Below are 17,203 nucleotides of genomic sequence, written 5' to 3' on the forward strand. Positions count from 1 at the left end.
CAATCCTTAGAATTTCATTTCGTCGAAGAAGCTTTTCACGCCCTCAAACCACGAGGTCTTGCGCGGTGCATGGCTGGAGGCGCTCTGACCGTCCAGCGTCTGCTGAAACTCTTCCATCAGCTCTTTCTGGCGCTTGGTCAGATTGATCGGCGTTTCCACGACCACCCGGCACAGCAAGTCACCGGCCGGCCCACCGCGCACCGGAGTCACCCCCTTGTTGCGCAGACGGAACAGCTTGCCCGTCTGGGTTTCCGCCGGGATCTTCAGCTTCACGCGGCCATCCAGGGTGGGCACTTCCAGCTCACCGCCCAGCGTCGCATCGACAATGCTGATGGGCACTTCACAGTACAGGTTACGCCCATCGCGGGTGAAAATCGCGTGTTCACGCACAGCGACCTGCACGTAAAGATCGCCCGCCGGACCGCCATCCATCCCCATCTCGCCTTCGCCGGAGAGGCGGATACGATCGCCGGTATCGACACCCGGAGGCACTTTCACAGACAGGGTCTTGGCCTGCTCAACCCGACCGGCGCCGTGACACTTCTTACACGGATTCTTGATGACCTTGCCGGAACCCCGACAGGTGGGGCACGCCTGCTGTACGGCGAAAAAGCCCTGCTGCATCCGCACCTGGCCGATACCGCCACAGGTGCCACAGGTTTCCGGCTGACTGCCCTTGGCCGCGCCGGAACCGTCACAGGTATCGCACTCGACATGCCCCGGCACCTTGATCTGAACCGTGGTGCCCTTGACCGCCTGCTCAAGATCCAGCTCCAGGGTGTAGCGCAGGTCCGCACCGCGGTTGCTGCGACCTCGACCACCACCAAAGATGTCACCGAAGACATCGCCGAAGATATCGGAGAAACTGGCGCCGCCGCCACCGAAGCCACCACCGCCGGCCTGACCATCCACGCCGGCGTGGCCGAACTGATCGTAGGCGCTGCGCTTGCTCGAATCCGCCAGGATTTCGTAGGCCTCACTGGCTTCCTTGAATTTGTTCTCGGCCTCTTCGTCATCCGGATTCCGGTCCGGATGGTATTTCATTGCAAGCTTGCGATACGCGCGTTTTATCTCTTTCTCATCTGCATCCCGGGAGACTCCGAGAATGTCGTAATAATCGCGTTTGGCCATGTTCTGATACCCGTTGCAGATCCCGCCAGCCCGGAATCTTATGACTGCTCCGTGAACTCTGGCATGCGGCCCTGACCGGACCGATGCGGCTCACAAATTTCCAACCCATCAAACGCGCAAAACGCGGGAAGCTGACTCCCCGCGTTTTGCGACGCTCATGAAGACATGAATATTACCGCTTGTCTTCGTCTTTGACCTCTTCGAACTCGGCATCGACTGCATCGTCGCCACTGGACTGGGCCTGCTCGCCCTGCCCTTCAGCCTGAGCACCCTGCTCGGCCTGGTCGGCGTACATTTTCTGAGCCAGTTCGGAAGACGCTTCGGTCAGCTTCTGAGTCTTGGCTTCGATGTCGTCCTTGTCGTCGCCTTTCAGGGCTTCTTCCAGCTCGCTGATGGCGCTTTCAATGGACTCCTTCTCCTGCTCAGTGACCTTGTCGCCGGCTTCGCTCAGGGTCTTGCGAACGGCGTGGATCATGCCGTCACCCTGGTTGCGCACCTGGACCAGTTCCTCGAACTTGCGATCGTCCTCGGCATTGGCCTCGGCGTCGGCGACCATCTTCTCGATCTCGTCCTCGTTCAGACCGGAAGAGGCCTTGATGACGATGGACTGCTCTTTGCCAGTCGCCTTGTCCTTCGCAGACACGTTGAGGATACCGTTGGCATCGATGTCGAAGGTGACTTCGATCTGCGGTACACCGCGCGGTGCCGGCGGGATGTCGGCCAGGTCAAAACGACCCAGTGACTTGTTCTGGGACGCCTGCTTGCGCTCACCCTGGACCACGTGAATGGTCACAGCGGTCTGGTTGTCATCCGCGGTCGAGAAGGTCTGCGACTTCTTGGTCGGAATCGTGGTGTTCTTCTCGATCAGCGACGTGGCCACACCGCCCATGGTTTCGATACCCAGGGTCAGCGGAGTGACGTCCAGCAGCAGGACGTCTTTCACGTCACCGGACAGGACCGCAGCCTGGATCGCCGCACCCATGGCAACAGCTTCGTCCGGGTTCACGTCTTTGCGCGCGTCCTTACCAAAGAAGTCCTTCACCTTTTCCTGGACCTTCGGCATCCGGGTCTGACCACCGACCAGAATCACTTCGTCGATGTCGCTGGCGTCAACGCCGGAGTCTTTCAGTGCAACCTTGCACGGCTCCAGACTGCGATCGACCAGCTCTTCGACCAGCGCTTCCAGCTTGGCGCGGGTCAGCTTGACGTTCATGTGCTTCGGACCGCTCTGATCCGCCGTGATGTACGGCAGGTTGACGTCGGTCTGCTGGCTGCTGGACAGCTCGATTTTCGCCTTCTCGGCCGCTTCCTTCAGGCGCTGCATGGCCAGGGAATCACCGCGCAGGTCGATGCCACTGTCTTTCTTGAACTGGTCCGCCAGGTACTCGATGATCTTGAGATCGAAGTCTTCACCACCCAGGAACGTGTCCCCGTTGGTGGCCAGCACTTCAAACTGGTGCTCACCGTCGACGTCGGCGATCTCGATGATGGAGATATCGAAGGTACCACCACCCAGGTCGTAGACGGCTACCGTGCGGTCACCGCTCTTCTTGTCCAGGCCGTAGGCCAGGGCAGCCGCGGTCGGCTCGTTGATAATCCGCTTCACGTCCAGGCCCGCGATCTTGCCGGCGTCTTTGGTCGCCTGACGCTGACTGTCGTTGAAGTAGGCCGGAACCGTGATGACCGCTTCGGTGACCTTCTCGCCGAGATAGTCCTCAGCGGTCTTCTTCATTTTCTTCAGCACTTCCGCAGAAACCTGCGGCGGCGCCATCTTCTTGCCTTTCACCTCAACCCAGGCATCACCGTTGTCCGCCTTGGTGATCTTGTACGGCACCATCTTGATGTCTTTCTGAACGACGTTGTCTTCGAAACGACGACCGATCAGACGCTTGATGGCGTACAGGGTGTTGCTCGGGTTGGTCACCGCCTGACGCTTGGCGGACTGACCCACCAGCGTTTCACCCTCTTCGGTGTATGCGATGATGGACGGCGTCGTGCGATCGCCTTCCGCGTTTTCAATCACCTTGACCTTGTCGCCATCCATGATGGCTACACAAGAGTTGGTGGTGCCCAGGTCGATACCAATAATCTTGCTCATTGAATGACTCCAGTTCCTTTTATTCCTAAGCTCTGTTCTGCCCGAATCAGCATGCGTGGGATGCTGTCATTCTGTCGGCTTGCGAACCGTTTACTGCCTATATTGGCTCAGACGTTTCTTTTTCAAGCCTGCTCGTCGATTTTTGCGCCGTCTTCCGGTCGAGCGACCACAACCATGGCCGGACGCACCAGGCGCTCATTGAGGGTGTACCCCTTCTGGATGCAAGCCACGACGCTGTTCGGCTCGGCATCCGGCGCCGGCACCATGGACATGGCCTCGTGCAGCTGCGGATCGAACGGCTCGCCGACCGGGTCGACCCGCTTCACGTTGAACTTCTCCAGGCTGTTCATCAGCAGGTTCAGCGTCATTTCGGCGCCTTCGCGGATGGACGCGACAACGTCGTCTGACGACGCCTTGCCTTCGGTGCTTTCAACGGCCTTTTCCAGGCTGTCCGCCACGGGCAACAGCTCCTTGACGAACTTCTCCAGCGCGAACTTGCGAGCCTTCTCGACATCGATTTCGGCGCGACGACGCACGTTCTGCATTTCCGCCTGGGTCCGCAGGACCTGATCCTTTTGCTCGGCAAGCTGTGCCTGCAGCGCCTCGACCTCGCTCAACTCACCCTGCGACTCGCCTTCCGGAGCCGAGGTTTCGCCGGCACCGGCGTCGGCCTGCGCAGTCTCCTCAGAGGCCTCTTTCAACTCGTCTTCCACGTTCTGGTTACGGGTTTCTTCTGCGCTCATCAGTCACTCCTGATCAATCATCGATGACGGCTCGGCCGCCCTTCTTGAATAGCTTGCCAGCGGATATGGGGACAGCTCGCCGGGCTTTCAACCGCTTTTGCAACGATTGCTTGCAACCAGCAAAAATACTGTATACATTCACAGGTACTGTATATATGACCAGATGCCGGGCGCCGTCGCCTTGGCAGCACCGTCGAACAGGACTGGAGCCTTTCATGCTGAATCAACTGATCGTCGCCAACTACGCCATTGCCGAGCGCGTCGAACTGCAGTTCCGCCAGGGCATGACCACGCTGACCGGGGAGACCGGCGCCGGTAAATCCATTGTTCTCGACGCCCTCGGCCTGGTGCTGGGCGGGCGCGCCGATGCCGGGGCCGTACGCCACGGTGCCAAGCGGGCGGACATCACGGCCAGCTTCGACGTGCGCCGCATCGCCGAGGCCCGAGAGTGGCTGGAAGCCCATGATCTGGATGAAGACAACGACTGCATCCTGCGCCGCGTGATCAGCAAGGACGGCCGCTCCCGCGCCTATATCAACGGTCAACCGTGTCCACTGGCCGATCTGCGGGAACTGGGCGGCATGCTGATGGACATCCACAGCCAGCATCAGCACCAGTCATTGCTGCAGAAAGAAACCCACCGAAAACTGCTGGACGAATTTGCCGATGCCGACAAGCTGGCCAGCGACGTCCGTGCCGCCTGGAAAGCCTGGCACCAGACCCAGCAGCGACTGGAAGAGTTGCGCGGCAACCGCGACGAGAACGAGGCCCGCCTGCAATTGCTGCGCTACCAGGTAGAGGAACTTGACCGCCTGGCACTGGAAGACGGTGAGCTGGACAACCTGGAAGCCGAGCAGGCCCGCCTGAGTCACGCTGAAACCGTCCTGCACAATTGCCACCAGGCGTCCGTCCTGTGCAGCGAGGATGAGCCCAGCGCGGCCAGCCTGATCCAGCAGGCCCTGCAACAGCTCGAGCAGCTGCCGGTCGAGGTGCCGGCCCTGGCCGACACCTTGCAAATGCTGAACGAGGCCCAGATCCAGGTCAGCGAAGCCGGCAATAACCTGCGCCATTTCGTGGAAGACTATGACGCCGACCCGGCTCGCCTCGAAGAAGTCGAGGAACGATTGAGCACGATTTATGACCTGGCCCGTAAACATCGGGTCTCCCCGGAAACCCTCGGGGAACTGCACACCCAGCTACAGACTGAACTGGAGCAACTGGACGGTGGCGAAGGCAGCCTGGAGCGCCTGGAAGCGGACGCCACGGAACTGAACGATAACTGGCAATCGAAAGCGGACGAACTGACCGCCCGGCGCGAGAAAGCCGCGGCCGAACTCGACGGTCGTATCGCCGAAGAGCTGGCCCACCTGAGCATGCCGTCCGTTCAATTCGTCACCCGACTGGCCCGTCACGAGAAAGCCGCGCCCTCACCGGTCGGCAACGAGGACGTCGAGTTCCTGATCAGCGCCAACCCGGGCCAGCCGGCGCGCTCGCTGAGCAAGGTCGCCTCCGGCGGCGAACTTTCACGGATCAGCCTGGCCATTCAGGTGGTCGTGGCCCAGACCTCAACCATCCCCACGCTGGTCTTCGACGAAGTGGATGTGGGCATTGGCGGCGGCACCGCCGAAGTCGTTGGTCGGCTGCTGCGCCAGTTGGGCGATAACGGCCAGGTACTGTGCGTCACACACCTGCCACAGGTCGCAGCCCAGGCTCACCAGCATCTGTTTGTCAGCAAGTTCAGCGAACAGGACGCCACCTTCTCACGGATCGAAACGTTGAACGACGACGGCCGCGTCAAGGAAGTGGCCCGGATGCTGGGCGGCGTCGACATTACAGAGCAGACCCTGGCCCATGCTCAGGAGATGTTCCATAAGGGACAGGCTACGCATCACTGATGCCCCCTGCTGGCCATCCCAGGCCAAGCGGGCGTCTATAACGCATTCCGCGCCGCGGATATTTCCCCCACGCTCAACCCCGAGCGTTTACTGAGGCAGCCTTCGGGTCTGCCTCTTTTTTTTGCGTGCGGGAGTATCGCGGCAGTGCGCCCTTTACGCCGCACAAACAAAAACGCCCCCGCGTCAGACGCGGGGGCGTTTTTACATCAGTGACCTTTAAGGACCACTGATCAGCTTTTCTTAATCGGCTTCACATAGAGAATCAGGCTGTGATCCACGATTTCATAACCGTGTTCCCGGGCGACTTTGCGCTGCTGTTCCTCGATCACCGAGTCGAAAAACTCGATCACTTCGCCGGACTCGGTGCAGACCATATGATCGTGGTGATCTTCCCGCGCCATTTCGAAAACCGCGTGACCACCCTCAAAGTTATGACGCAGCACCAGACCGGCCGCTTCAAACTGTGTCAGCACGCGATACACGGTCGCCAGACCGACGTCATCCCCGGCTTCGAGAAGCTTTTTGTAAACATCTTCTGCACTCAGATGATGTTCTTCGGAATTTTCAAGGATGTTGAAGATCTTAACCCTGGGCAGGGTCACCTTGAGTCCGACCTTGCGTAATTCAGCGTTTTCAGATGACATGCTGCTGTTTCGCTCTTTGGTGTACTGTCTGCTTCCGTTATGATACCCATCCTGACGCGTTCAGGCCAACAAACTGGCCCGGTCAGGCAAGCGTTCCAAGATAGAGGATTCCACCCCCTGATGCAAAAGCTCGCCGCCTTACTCTCACTTGTCCTGCTGGCCGGTTGTGTCTTCCCCGGCGTTTATAAAATCAACGTTCAGCAAGGCAATATCGTCGACGATGAAGCCCTGGCCCAATTACAGAAGGGGATGCCTCGCGACCAGGTCCACGCCATCCTGGGCACGCCGATCATGCTTAACCCGGTGGATGACTCCCGCGAGTACTACATGTACACCTTCCAAAAAGGGGGTGGGGACATCAAGAAGCAGCGGGTCATCGTTTATTATGACGGCGATAGCTACGACTCCTACGAAGCCCAGCTTTTGGACAAAACGCCAGCCTATTAATCGGCCGACTTCTTGCGCGCCCGGTTCAGCCGGGCCTGCTTGGGATCAATCTTCAGCGGTCGGTAAATCTCGACGCGCTCGCCTTCCCTGAGCGCATGTTCCCGCGGCGCTTTCACGACCTTGCCAAAAATACCCATATCCGCCGACTCCAGATCGATCTCCGGAAACACCGTCCGGATGTCCGAGGCCTCGGCCGCTTCGAAAGCGGTGGTACCTTCCGGTACGTTCACCGGGCAAATGGCCTGCTTCTCGGGGGTGGCATAAGCCACTTCAACGCGAATGGTCGATGTCGTCATTGGGCCGCGCCTCCGTATACCACCTTCGCCCGCTGGCAAAAGGCATCCACCATGGTATTGGCCGCCTGACCGAACACCTTGCCAAAGGTCATGCGCGCCAGCGATCCCGACAGCTCAAAACGCAGCCTCAGGATGACCTTGCAGGCATTCTCGTTCAGTGCGACAAATTCCCAACTGCCGCCAAGATTACTGAACGGCCCTTCCACCAGGGACATCTCGATCTGGCTTGGCGCGTGAAGCCGGTTGCGAGTCGTCAGGCGATGTCGGACACCGGACTTTGCCACATCGATGGACGCCACGATTTCCGTCTCGCTGGCCGTATGGATTTCCGTACCGTCGCACCAGGGCAGGAATTCGGGATAGCGGTCGACATCATTGACCAGGGCGTACATCTGCTCGGCCGAATGCCAGACCAGTGCGGATTTTTCGATGACTTGAGCCATGCGGGACTGAACACTTCCTGCAATCAGATGGGAAACACACCGGTCCGTAACGGACCGAATCAGACACTATGATAAAGCATATCGTCGCTGGATGCGGGGGCAGTCGATTCTTCGGCAGGCCGAGCCTGCACCGGTGTCGACGTCTCCGGGACAACGGCTTCCGATTTGTCCGGCATCGGGTCATTGACCGGCTCATCGCTTGCCGGAGGTGCCTCAGTCGGGGATTGTGACGGATCGGCCGCAGGCTCGGCAGGCGTCACGTCCGGCGCGGTCGCCGGTTCCGCCGGGTGCGCCTCACCACTGCACCAGAACGGCGAGTCGCCGCTGTTGCACAACGACGCGCCGGACTGCATGGCGTAATGAATCCCCACATACAGGATCACGGCCGGCAGGACCAAACGAAGCACCCAGATCCAGGACGCCCGGAGGAAGGCCGGCGTCGGGCCGATCAGCCGCGCCACCATCGCATCCGGCAACACCCAGCCGACAAAGAAAGCCAGCAGGATACTGACCACCGGAATCAGCAGCGTGCTGGTCACGATCTCGATCCAGCGATACGGCGTGCCACCCAGCAGCGTAACGTCCGACCAGGCGTTGAAGGAGAACAGACTCAACAACCCCACCACCCAGGCTGCAGCCCCAACCAGCAGGACACACCAACGCCGGGGTGCCGCCAGATGCTCCTGCAACCAGCTCACCGTGGGCTCCAGCAGGGCCAGCGACGAACTCCACGCCGCCAGTACGATCATCGCGAAAAACGCCGTCAGTACGAACTGGCCACCCGGCATCGTGCCGACGTTCTCCGGAATCGCCATGAACACCAGACTGAACCCCTGCAGCGGTGCGCCCTCCGGGACGCCATGACTGAACACCAATGTGTAGATCAGAAGCCCCGCCACGATGGCAATCAACGTGTCGACCAGGGCCACCGCCAGCACGGAACGCTTGAGCGGCGTCGTGGGGGCCGAATAGGCACCAAAGACAATCAGGATGCCTGTGCCCAGAGACAGGGTGTAGAACGCGTGGGTCAGCGCCTTGCGCACGCTGTCGATGGTCACATCCTCCGGACGCATCACCAGCAGGTAGTCGACCGCCGACCGCAGATTACCGTGCTGTGCCGCGTAGAGCAGCAGCCCACCCAGCAGCAGCATGAACGCCGGTACCACCACCCTCAGGGCGCGCTCGAGGCCGCTGGTCACGCCCTGCATGGAGGCGATCAGCACCAAGATCAGGAACCCCGCATGCCAGCCCATGAAGTGCCGGTAGTTCTCCGGCTGCTGCACCAGCGACGTGAGGATCCCGGCCAGCTGCCGGGGGGACGCATCGTCCAGACGGCCATAGGCGGCATAGAACACGTAAGCCAGACAGATGCCGCCAATCACCGCGTAGAAAGTCAGCACCAGGAAGCCTGCCAGCACACTGAGCCGGCCGCTCCACACCCAACGCGGCGGCGCTTCGGCCTCCTTCGACAGACTGTCGATGGCGATCACCACGCCATGCCGGGCGCCACGGCCGATCACGGCTTCGGTCAGCACCAGCGGCAACGTCAGAATCAGCAGACAGGCGAGATAGAACAGGATAAACACCCCGCCGCCGTTCTGGCTGGCCATATGGGGAAACGTCCACAGATCGCTCAGCCCGACCGTGGCGCCGGTCGTGGCCCAGAAAAAGGTCGTGCGGTGGGACCAGGAGCCGACCGGTGTTTGATAACGTCCAAGCATTCAAGTCGCCTCTGACTCATTCCTACTTCGTGACGGGGTATCAGGGCGTGGCCTGGAGCGCATCCCTGCACGCGATTGCCGCCGACCACCATAGAACGGGGACCGGTCTCTTCCGGGGCTCCAGAGCCTCCATCGCTGGGCGCATTGTAGCGGAAACCCGTGACAGCGTTCATCCACACCTGAGGCCTCGGTTTTCAACCCGTGACCCGCTTGACACTACTGAGCTACAATGCGTCGTTTCGCCGGGGCGACCTTCATCTTACCGGCCAGCCTATCCACCGCTGGCCCCGCGCCCCATCGACGTATCCAGGTAACGATTCGACATCCATGAGCAAGAAGAAACCGGGCACTGGCAGCAGCACGATTGCGCTGAACAAAAAAGCCAAGCACGAATACCACATTGAGGAACGGTTCGAAGCCGGCCTGTCCCTGCTGGGCTGGGAGGTCAAATCCCTGCGCGCGGGCAAGGCCCAGCTGGTCGATGCCTACGTTCTGTTCAAGGGCGGCGAAGCCTTCCTGCTCGGCGCTCACATCACGCCGCTGAGCACCGCATCGACCCACGTCATTTGCGATCCAACGCGCACCCGCAAGCTGCTGCTGCACGCCAAGGAAATCGCCAAGCTGCTGGGGGTCACCCAACAGCAGGGCCACACCTGCATTCCGTTGGCGCTTTACTGGAAAAAGAACAAGGTCAAATGCGAGATCGCTCTGGTTAAAGGCAAGAAGCAATTCGACAAGCGCCAGACCGAAAAAGAGCGCGACTGGAACCGTCAAAAGCAGCGAATCTTGAGAGAAGTCAATCAAGGGTAAGATATTTCCCTGTCGCCTCCATGATCACTTCCGACCCACCCTGTCGCAGTCCTATACTGTTCGACTTCGGGTGGGTCCGCGCCCTGAGCCTGCAGTCCGACGCGACACCTCATCCTCTCCCACGGAATGAAGAGAGGGCTTATGACTCGCATACGAACGCCCATGACAGCCGTCGACCGCGCCTGGCTGCGCATGGAATCCCCGGAAAACCCCATGATGATCGGCGCCGTGCTGATCTTTGACGACCCCATCGATCTGCCCCGTTTCCGCCAGGTACTGGAAGACCGCTTCCTGTGCTTCCGGCGTTTCCGGCAGATTGTCGAGCACGCCGGCGACCGCACCTTCTGGCACGATGATCCGACCTTCGACCTGGACAACCACTTGCAGGTGGTGGCCCTGCCCGGCCGGGCCGACGAAGCGACGTTGCAATCGTTCGCCAGCGACCTGAACAGTACCCCGCTGAATCCCAATCGACCGCTCTGGCAGGTTCACTACGTGGACAACTACCAGGGCGGCTGCGCGCTGATCGTTCGCATCCATCACTGCATCGCCGACGGCATTTCCCTGGTGCGCGTCCTGCTCGCGCTCACGGATGACAAACCCGGCCGCCACCTGCACGCCGTACCGCCCCGGAACCAACCGGCGGAAAGCCGCTGGCAATCCATCCAGCGCCTGGCCCGGGAATGGCGCCACACGGCAGGTGCTGGCGTGGAACAGCTGCGCCACCTGGCCCACAACGTCCAGCAGGACCCGACCTATCCGCTACAGCTGCTAAGGACCGGCAGCCGTATCGGTATGGAGTGCGCCAAGCTGGGTCTGACACCGGCCGATCCGCCGACGCCGCTCAAGGGAGCGCTGGGCGGCCGCAAGCAGGTGGCCTGGGCCAGCCTGCCACTGCAAAACGTCAAAGACACCGCCCGCGCGCTCAAGGGCACGGTCAACGATGTGTTGATGACCGCCGCCACCGGCGCCCTACATGAGTACCTGCGGGAAGAAGCATTCGACCTGCCGGACTGCGGCATCCGCGTCGCCGTACCGTTCAACCTGCGACCACTGCACCAACCGGTGGAATCCCTCGGCAACCAGTTTGGTCTGGTGCTGGTGCCGCTGCCGATCGACGTGGATTGCCCGCGCATGCGTTTCCGCCAGGTGCAGGATCATATGAACCGGCTCAAGCGTTCCTGGCAGGCACAGGTCACCTACAGTCTGCTGGATCTGTTCGGCCGGGGCCCCGACATTCTCGAACGCCGCGCCCTGGGCCTGCTCAGCCAGAAGGCCTCGGCGGTGCTAACCAACGTGCCGGGCCCACGCCGTCCGGTCTACCTGGCCGGCGCCCGCCTTAGACAGCCCATGTTCTGGGTGCCGCAAACCGGCGGGATCGGGATCGGCATGAGCATCTTCAGCTACACCGACAGCGTGCAGTTCGGCATCATCGTCGACAAGAAACTGGGCATGGATCCACAGCGGGTCATGACCGCATTCGAGAAGAGCTTCTACGACCTGCAGGCCGTCGCCGGCACGCCCGGGACCTATCCCCAGGTCGAGCGGCGGGAGGTGGAACGGCGTAAAGCGGCGTCATTCTAGTAAAAATACTGAGTCCCGCTCACACGAATGTCCTTGAAGTGAGCGGGACCGGCCCCATATACTTGTCAGGCAAGGGGACGACATGGCTTCGACGCCGGTTACAAACCCTTGGGTGCATGTCGAGATGGCAGCCAATCTCGTTAATCCAAAGCTGCATTTAAATAGTCGCAAACGACGAAAACTACGCACTGGCGGCGTAAGCCGTTCCAGTCGTCCTGACTGGGGTGCCTACTACCCAGAAGCAACACCTCAGGACGTCATCATGAGTAGGACGCTCTATCAGTCAGAGCTCACTGCCTGATAGCTAAGATATAAAGAGCTCGCCTCTTACACCCTGACCTTCGGGTCGTTTGAGGTTAAATCAATAGAAGGAAGCTAAGCATGTAGATCTCAAGGCAGAGGACTGGCGGACGCGGGTTCGATTCCCGCCGTCTCCACCAAGATCCCACGAAAAAGCCCCTGATTTTCAGGGGCTTTTTTGTTGCCTCAGAAAAGTTTTTCTCTAAGGTGTCTACTCAGTGTCTACATGTAGAGAAACCGAATGAAATTCTGGAAGCCTCTTAAAGCCAAAACCACGTTATTCGAAACTTCTGCATTCTGGATTACGGTGTCTCTCTTTGGCTCCGCGGCGTTCATTTTCGCCGTGGTAAAATTTCATGACTCGACAGCCCCGAAAGCACCAGTAGTGTCCAAAGAGTTCTTCGAATATTTGTTCGCTAACCTCAGCCAACCAGCACTCATTGCCGGTCTGTCACTCCCTCTATTGGGTTTAATTGCCAGCCATCTACGATCCATACAAACGAAGGATCAGATAGAAGCCCAGGAACAGCAAAATATTTTCTCTAACTATTCGAAACATAGAGAGTTTTTCACGGATCTGTTTAAGGATGAAGGACTGCTTTCTGGAGATTCAGAGTTAACAGGTAAGGCCTACGAACTGCACTCAATTCTTTACCCAGACGCCCAGTCCGGATCACTCGGCCCAAGCTCATCAAAAATATCTACTTTCCATGAATTAAGAGAATCATCCATATACGTACTTGAGTCATGCAAAAGGATCAATTGGGAAGCCCCGACTCCGTCAGAAAAACTGTTTGAAAGCCTAGACCGACACAAAGCACTCATGTCAAAAGGCCTCAGCCTAAAAGGTACGTTTTGCTGGCAAACCGATGGACTACCGGCTCTGTCGGAAATCCTCAGACGCCTGACGATAACCCACCAACATTTGGCGATCGCAGCTACATTTTTTGCGTTTAACGACTGCTCAAAACAGTTTGAATTTATTCATCAATGCATGGAAGAGGCACACGGCCACATAAGAACAGTGCAAACAGAACAAAACATGCTGACTCAATTGACAGAGATAGCCGATTCCAGACAGGGACAAGACGCAAAAATTAACGAATGGCTGGAATCGGAACTGGTCAAATTTCTATCAGAAAATCGTGAAGATAAACTCGCCTTTATAGAACAGAAGCTCAGCAACTATGAAAACGGTGGCAAGACTTTCGATGAAGTCTCACTGCTATCCAAAAGACAGAAAGTCAGTAGCGAGGGCTATACTTCATAGCGTCCTCAAGGTGGTCCGGTGCCAGATGCGCGTACCGCATTGTCATCATGATGGTTGAGTGGCCGAGGATTTTCTGCAGCGTGAGAATATCACCACCATTCATCACGAAATGACTGGCGAAGGTGTGGCGCAACACGTGCGATGACTGCCCTTTCGGCAGCTCGATGCCGGATCTTCTTACTGCCCTCCTGAAAGCATTTATCGAAGACGTGAACCGTTTGTACCTCCTCAGGTGCAGCTGCAACTCCAGGTATAAATCCTCCCTGACCGGGACGCTTCTGGACTTGCTGCTCTTCGTCTTCACGTAGGTGATCTTCCCATTCCTGACGTGACGCAGCAGCAGGCTTTCCGCTTCTCCCCACCTCGCGCCAGTGGCCAGACAAATCCGCACCAGCAAGTGTAAGTGTGGGTTCACTGATGATCGCTCAATGGTGTCCAGCAAGTGACGGATCTGGCCGGTCGTAAGCCAGGACAGTTCATACTCATCGATGCGGATCATCTCGACGTGGCGCAACGGGTTTTCGAAGTCGATTTCCGAGAGGCGTCCCAGCTGGTTGTAGACTGCGTTCAGATAGCCCAGGTGGTTGTTCATCGTCTTGGCCGAGGCACCACCTTCCAGTTTCTCGGCACGGTATGCCAGGAATTGGGAGGGCTTCAGCTTCCTGCCGATTGGATTGCCCATCGAATCCGCGATCACTTCAAGTGCCCGCTTACGACGCTCACCGTCCTTGAGGTGAACCCCCTTTGCGTTGAACCAGAGATCGATCAGATCTTTGAGTGTTCGCTTATCCGTTGTTCCTGGGTTCCATTCCTGGCCCTGGACGCGCTGTGATTCAACAAAGGCTTCAAAGCGTTTAGCTTCGGCTTTGCTGGCGAAGCTTTTACGGACTCGCTTCGATCCCCGTCCGTTGGTCCAGAGATCCACCTGCCATCGTCCCGATGGTAGTTTCCTGATCATGCGGCCACCTTGCTGAGTAGTCGTCGTTTGATAAGGCCATCCCGGACGAGCTGGTACAGCTCATTCTCGTAGATCTCCCGGCGCCTGTAGTAGTTGCAGAGGTCTTCCCAAAGTCCCGACCGTTTTAGGCAGTCCCAGGCCTGCTTAGCGTTGAAGTGGTTGCGGGCATAGATCGAGAGCAAGTTGCCGAAGGCGAGGGAGACGTTTTTTTCGTTGCCGCAACCCGGTTCCTTTTTTACCCGCTTGTAGTGGATCGGCGGGGCGTTGTGTCCGAAGTTGATGTCGTCGCGTAGCTTGGTCCAGATGGGGTGGACCCATTCGCGTTTGGCTTCGTATCGGTTGCCCTTGAGGGCGTATTGCCAGAGGCCAGTCAGGTGTTTGTTGGCGTCGGCAAAGGTATAGATCGGGTCCATCCCGGGCGTGCCCTGCCCGATCTCGTTGACGATGCGGTGATGGAAGCGCACTTCCAGGCGCCAGACGGGCATGTCCGGGTCGTAGCAGGTTTCCGGGAAGCTGTCTTCGCTGACGGCGCACTCCCAGATGCTTTCCATGAAGGCGCGTTTGTCGCTGACGTCGATCTCTTTGCTTTTGTCGTACAGGCAGACCTGCAGGCTGTTGGCCTTGCCGAAGGTGTACGTCTCCCCTCTTCCGTTGACGGTGGAGCCTTGCAGGCCCTGGAAGTAGAGGTCGCTGGTTCCGTTGTGGACACTAACCGTTCTCGCCCGGGTGACGAAGTGTTGCGGGAGATCCTGGGGCGGTTGCCAGCCTTGGAAGTCGACGGCCAAGTGTATGGCGATGCCGGTCGGCTTAATCGCATCCAGGAAGTGCATGCCCCATTCGGCCAGTTCGTCGTGGATCTGGTCGGTTCCGCGTTCGTAGATCCAGCGCGGGGAGCATTCGATTTTCAGGTGGGCACCGTGGCTGTCTGCGTCTTTGTAGAAGCTGCCGACCAGCAGGGTTAGGCCGTACTCGCGATTCTGCAGCAGGTAGCGGTATCCGCCTCGTTTGCCGGATTGGACCCGGAAGGTAATACCCCTAACGGTGACTTCGGCGTCCAGGCCGGATTCATAGGCGGTGGTCACCTGGGCGATCGCTTCGGGTTTGAGTCGGCCTTCGAAGAGTTGGCGGATGGTGTCCACACCGGTCAAGAGGACGTTCACGCCGGACAGGTCGACTTGCTGGCCATCGGGTCCGATGAACAGATCCCCTTTGTTGATCTCTCCGGTCCTGATATCAATCCGTTCAAAGTCTTTGAGTTTCATCTATGGCTCTCTGTGGTTCTCTGTGGTTGAAAATCGACGTCCGTCGTTTTCTATGAGACGTGTTACAGGGACGTCTGTGTCGCGCTCCCGCCCGTGGCGCGTGCCTCGCTCGCTGCGATTACTCGCTCCGCTCTTCACGCGCCCCGGGCGGGTTCTGTGGGTGTTTCTTTGGTGTCGCCACTGCTTCCTCCCAGGGATCTGCCGTCCGCCTGGAGACGGCGCTTGTCGTTGCTGGAACAGCTCAACAGGCGGGTGCGGTTGCCGTAGATGAGCTTTCCGAAGCAGTTGCCGATCGGGAAATAGGTGTAGCCCAGCTGGCCGAGCTTCTCCGGGGTGAGGAAGACGACGTCGCCGTCCTGGCTGGCTTCGATCTGGGTCGTGCCGTTGATGCTGCCGACGATCGCGAGGCGGTAGCCCTGGAAGGGGTCGTTTAGAGGATAATCTTCAGGACGCTGGTAGTGCAGTAGAGCACCAGAACCATCAGCCCTAACCGAAGCAGGATTCGGGTCAGCAGGTACATGATCAGGCGCTTGGCCGTTCTGAGTATGGCCCGGATGACCGTCCGGATGACTCTGAGCACCGGCCGGATCCGTTGGTTCAAGAATCTCAGGGCTTCCGTCACGAAATATAAAGGCCAGTACAGCCAGGAGAATGCTAACGAGCAGTAGTACTCGAGGATTTGCGAGCAGGCTTTTACCTGCTTTTGAACCCTGGTGGAGCCCTGTATCCGTTGAATCGTAGAGCTTAAACGCGTCTTTACTGATCCGGAGGGTGCCGACGGAGATGGCGTCGGAGACGCTGAAGCCGTTTTTCTGGGCATCGTGTTGGACCTCTTTGATGACTCGGAACTTTTCGGAGAGTTTGCCGAGGTTGCGGTGGCGGTAGGCCATTTCGGTGGTGCCGCGGATATCGTCCCGGATGCCTTTGATGTTGGGCGTGGTGAGGACGATGTCCCAGTTGTAGTGGCGGTGCATTTCCCAGGCGCTCATCCAGTCGGGCGGGCGGCCCGCTTCAGCGGCGGCGTCGTCGCCTCCCGGGTAGCTGAGGGCTTTCAGTTCCTTTTCCCGCCACGCTTTGGGGAACAGGGAGCTGGCTTCGTCGAAGACCAGTAGCGCGCCTTTGGGCACCCAGTGGAACCAGTTGGCCATGCGCTGTTTGCCGTCGGTGGTGCTGGTGTCGACGTTGATGACGTCGAGGGTTTCCGGGAGATCCGGGAAGTGGTCGTAGCACCGCTCCAGGGTGAAGCCCCGGATGTTGGTGACGACGGTGCGGCCTTCTTTGATCGCGGGGATCATGTAGAGGTCGACGGCGGAGGCGCTTTTCATGGCGCCGTTACTGCCGTGGCGGATGACGATGCTCATAGGCCCCACCCCATGAAGCGCATGACGAACCGGGTCACGAAGGCATTGAGGACGATGTTGACGGCGTCGGGGACGCGCAAGTAGGTGAGCCAGCCGAGGATGTAGCTGTCGAGGCTGGCCCAGGCCTGGTTAAGCTGGTCGGTGATGGTGAGCTGATCAAGGGCGGCTTTGGCGACGCCCCAGGAGAACTGGACAGCCCAGCCCATGAATTGGATTTTGGCGACGGTGGCCTGGGTGATG

Annotated in this window: 16 protein-coding genes and 1 other RNA gene; 6 read left to right on the forward strand and 11 right to left on the reverse strand. The window is 59.0% G+C overall.

From position 1 onward, the window contains the following. Positions 1-6: 6 nt before the first annotated feature. From dnaJ to grpE, 3 genes are all read right to left on the reverse strand, one after another. Positions 7-1,131: a molecular chaperone DnaJ gene (dnaJ, locus tag JL474_RS18005; protein WP_203143152.1), complete on the reverse strand. Its 1,125-nt coding sequence runs from the start codon at positions 1,129-1,131 to the stop codon at positions 7-9. Between the two features lie 172 nt (positions 1,132-1,303). Then, positions 1,304-3,229: a molecular chaperone DnaK gene (gene dnaK / locus JL474_RS18010; protein ID WP_123636139.1), complete on the reverse strand. Its 1,926-nt coding sequence runs from the start codon at positions 3,227-3,229 to the stop codon at positions 1,304-1,306. A gap of 122 nt (positions 3,230-3,351) precedes the next feature. Further along, entirely contained in the window at positions 3,352-3,972 is a 621-nt protein-coding gene (gene grpE / locus JL474_RS18015) for a nucleotide exchange factor GrpE (protein WP_123636140.1), read from the reverse strand. A 215-nt stretch (positions 3,973-4,187) separates the two neighbouring features. Here grpE and recN point away from each other — a divergent pair, with 215 nt between their 5' ends. Then, entirely contained in the window at positions 4,188-5,867 is a 1,680-nt protein-coding gene (gene recN / locus JL474_RS18020) for a DNA repair protein RecN (protein ID WP_203143153.1), read from the forward strand. A gap of 230 nt (positions 5,868-6,097) precedes the next feature. On the opposite strand, the gene fur is transcribed toward recN, so the two are convergent. After that, entirely contained in the window at positions 6,098-6,511 is a 414-nt protein-coding gene (fur, locus tag JL474_RS18025; RefSeq protein ID WP_123636142.1) for a ferric iron uptake transcriptional regulator, read from the reverse strand. Between the two features lie 120 nt (positions 6,512-6,631). Between fur and JL474_RS18030 the strand changes: the two genes are divergently transcribed. Beyond that, a complete protein-coding gene (locus tag JL474_RS18030; protein WP_123636143.1) occupies positions 6,632-6,958 on the forward strand; it encodes an outer membrane protein assembly factor BamE in 327 nt (108 codons plus the stop codon). On the opposite strand, the gene JL474_RS18035 is transcribed toward JL474_RS18030, so the two are convergent. From JL474_RS18035 to JL474_RS18045, 3 genes are read right to left on the reverse strand one after another with little or no spacing between them, the layout of a single operon-like run. Further along, the gene (locus JL474_RS18035) at positions 6,955-7,254 is read right to left on the reverse strand and encodes an RnfH family protein (protein ID WP_203143154.1); all 300 of its coding nucleotides are present in this window, start codon (positions 7,252-7,254) and stop codon (positions 6,955-6,957) included. The two genes, JL474_RS18030 and JL474_RS18035, sit on opposite strands and share 4 nt — an antisense overlap. Beyond that, entirely contained in the window at positions 7,251-7,697 is a 447-nt protein-coding gene (locus JL474_RS18040) for a type II toxin-antitoxin system RatA family toxin (RefSeq protein WP_123636144.1), read from the reverse strand. Before JL474_RS18040 ends, JL474_RS18035 begins: the two co-directional genes overlap by 4 nt. A gap of 59 nt (positions 7,698-7,756) precedes the next feature. Beyond that, on the reverse strand, positions 7,757-9,418 hold the full coding sequence (locus tag JL474_RS18045) for a sodium-dependent transporter (RefSeq protein ID WP_203143155.1): 1,662 nt from the start codon (positions 9,416-9,418) through the stop codon (positions 7,757-7,759). A gap of 327 nt (positions 9,419-9,745) precedes the next feature. On the opposite strand from JL474_RS18045, the gene smpB reads away from it, so the two are divergent. From smpB to JL474_RS18065, 4 genes are all read left to right on the forward strand, one after another. Then, entirely contained in the window at positions 9,746-10,228 is a 483-nt protein-coding gene (gene smpB, locus JL474_RS18050) for an SsrA-binding protein SmpB (protein ID WP_123636146.1), read from the forward strand. Between the two features lie 141 nt (positions 10,229-10,369). After that, on the forward strand, positions 10,370-11,812 hold the full coding sequence (locus tag JL474_RS18055; RefSeq protein WP_123636147.1) for a WS/DGAT/MGAT family O-acyltransferase: 1,443 nt from the start codon (positions 10,370-10,372) through the stop codon (positions 11,810-11,812). A gap of 73 nt (positions 11,813-11,885) precedes the next feature. Continuing rightward, positions 11,886-12,252: a transfer-messenger RNA gene (gene ssrA / locus JL474_RS18060) on the forward strand. Positions 12,253-12,353: 101 nt separating this feature from the next. Beyond that, a complete protein-coding gene (locus tag JL474_RS18065) occupies positions 12,354-13,382 on the forward strand; it encodes a hypothetical protein (protein ID WP_203143156.1) in 1,029 nt (342 codons plus the stop codon). Here JL474_RS18065 and JL474_RS18070 read toward each other — a convergent pair. From JL474_RS18070 to JL474_RS18085, 4 genes are all read right to left on the reverse strand, one after another. Further along, positions 13,357-14,340, reverse strand: coding sequence for a phage integrase (locus JL474_RS18070; protein WP_203143157.1), 984 nt, complete (start codon positions 14,338-14,340; stop codon positions 13,357-13,359). The genes JL474_RS18065 and JL474_RS18070 overlap by 26 nt on opposite strands. Continuing rightward, positions 14,337-15,602 carry a hypothetical protein gene (locus JL474_RS18075; RefSeq protein ID WP_203143158.1) on the reverse strand — a complete coding sequence of 422 codons (1,266 nt, stop codon included), beginning with the start codon at positions 15,600-15,602 and terminating at the stop codon, positions 14,337-14,339. Before JL474_RS18075 ends, JL474_RS18070 begins: the two co-directional genes overlap by 4 nt. A 134-nt stretch (positions 15,603-15,736) precedes the next feature. Continuing rightward, a complete protein-coding gene (locus tag JL474_RS18080) occupies positions 15,737-16,963 on the reverse strand; it encodes a zonular occludens toxin domain-containing protein (RefSeq protein ID WP_203143159.1) in 1,227 nt (408 codons plus the stop codon). After that, the coding region (locus JL474_RS18085; protein WP_236012346.1) for a DUF2523 family protein at positions 16,960-17,203 on the reverse strand (244 nt) is incomplete at its 5' end. The genes JL474_RS18085 and JL474_RS18080, both read right to left, overlap by 4 nt.

The sequence above is a fragment of the Marinobacter mangrovi genome (assembly GCF_016798325.1).
Classification (GTDB): Bacteria; Pseudomonadota; Gammaproteobacteria; order Pseudomonadales; family Oleiphilaceae; genus Marinobacter_A; species Marinobacter_A mangrovi.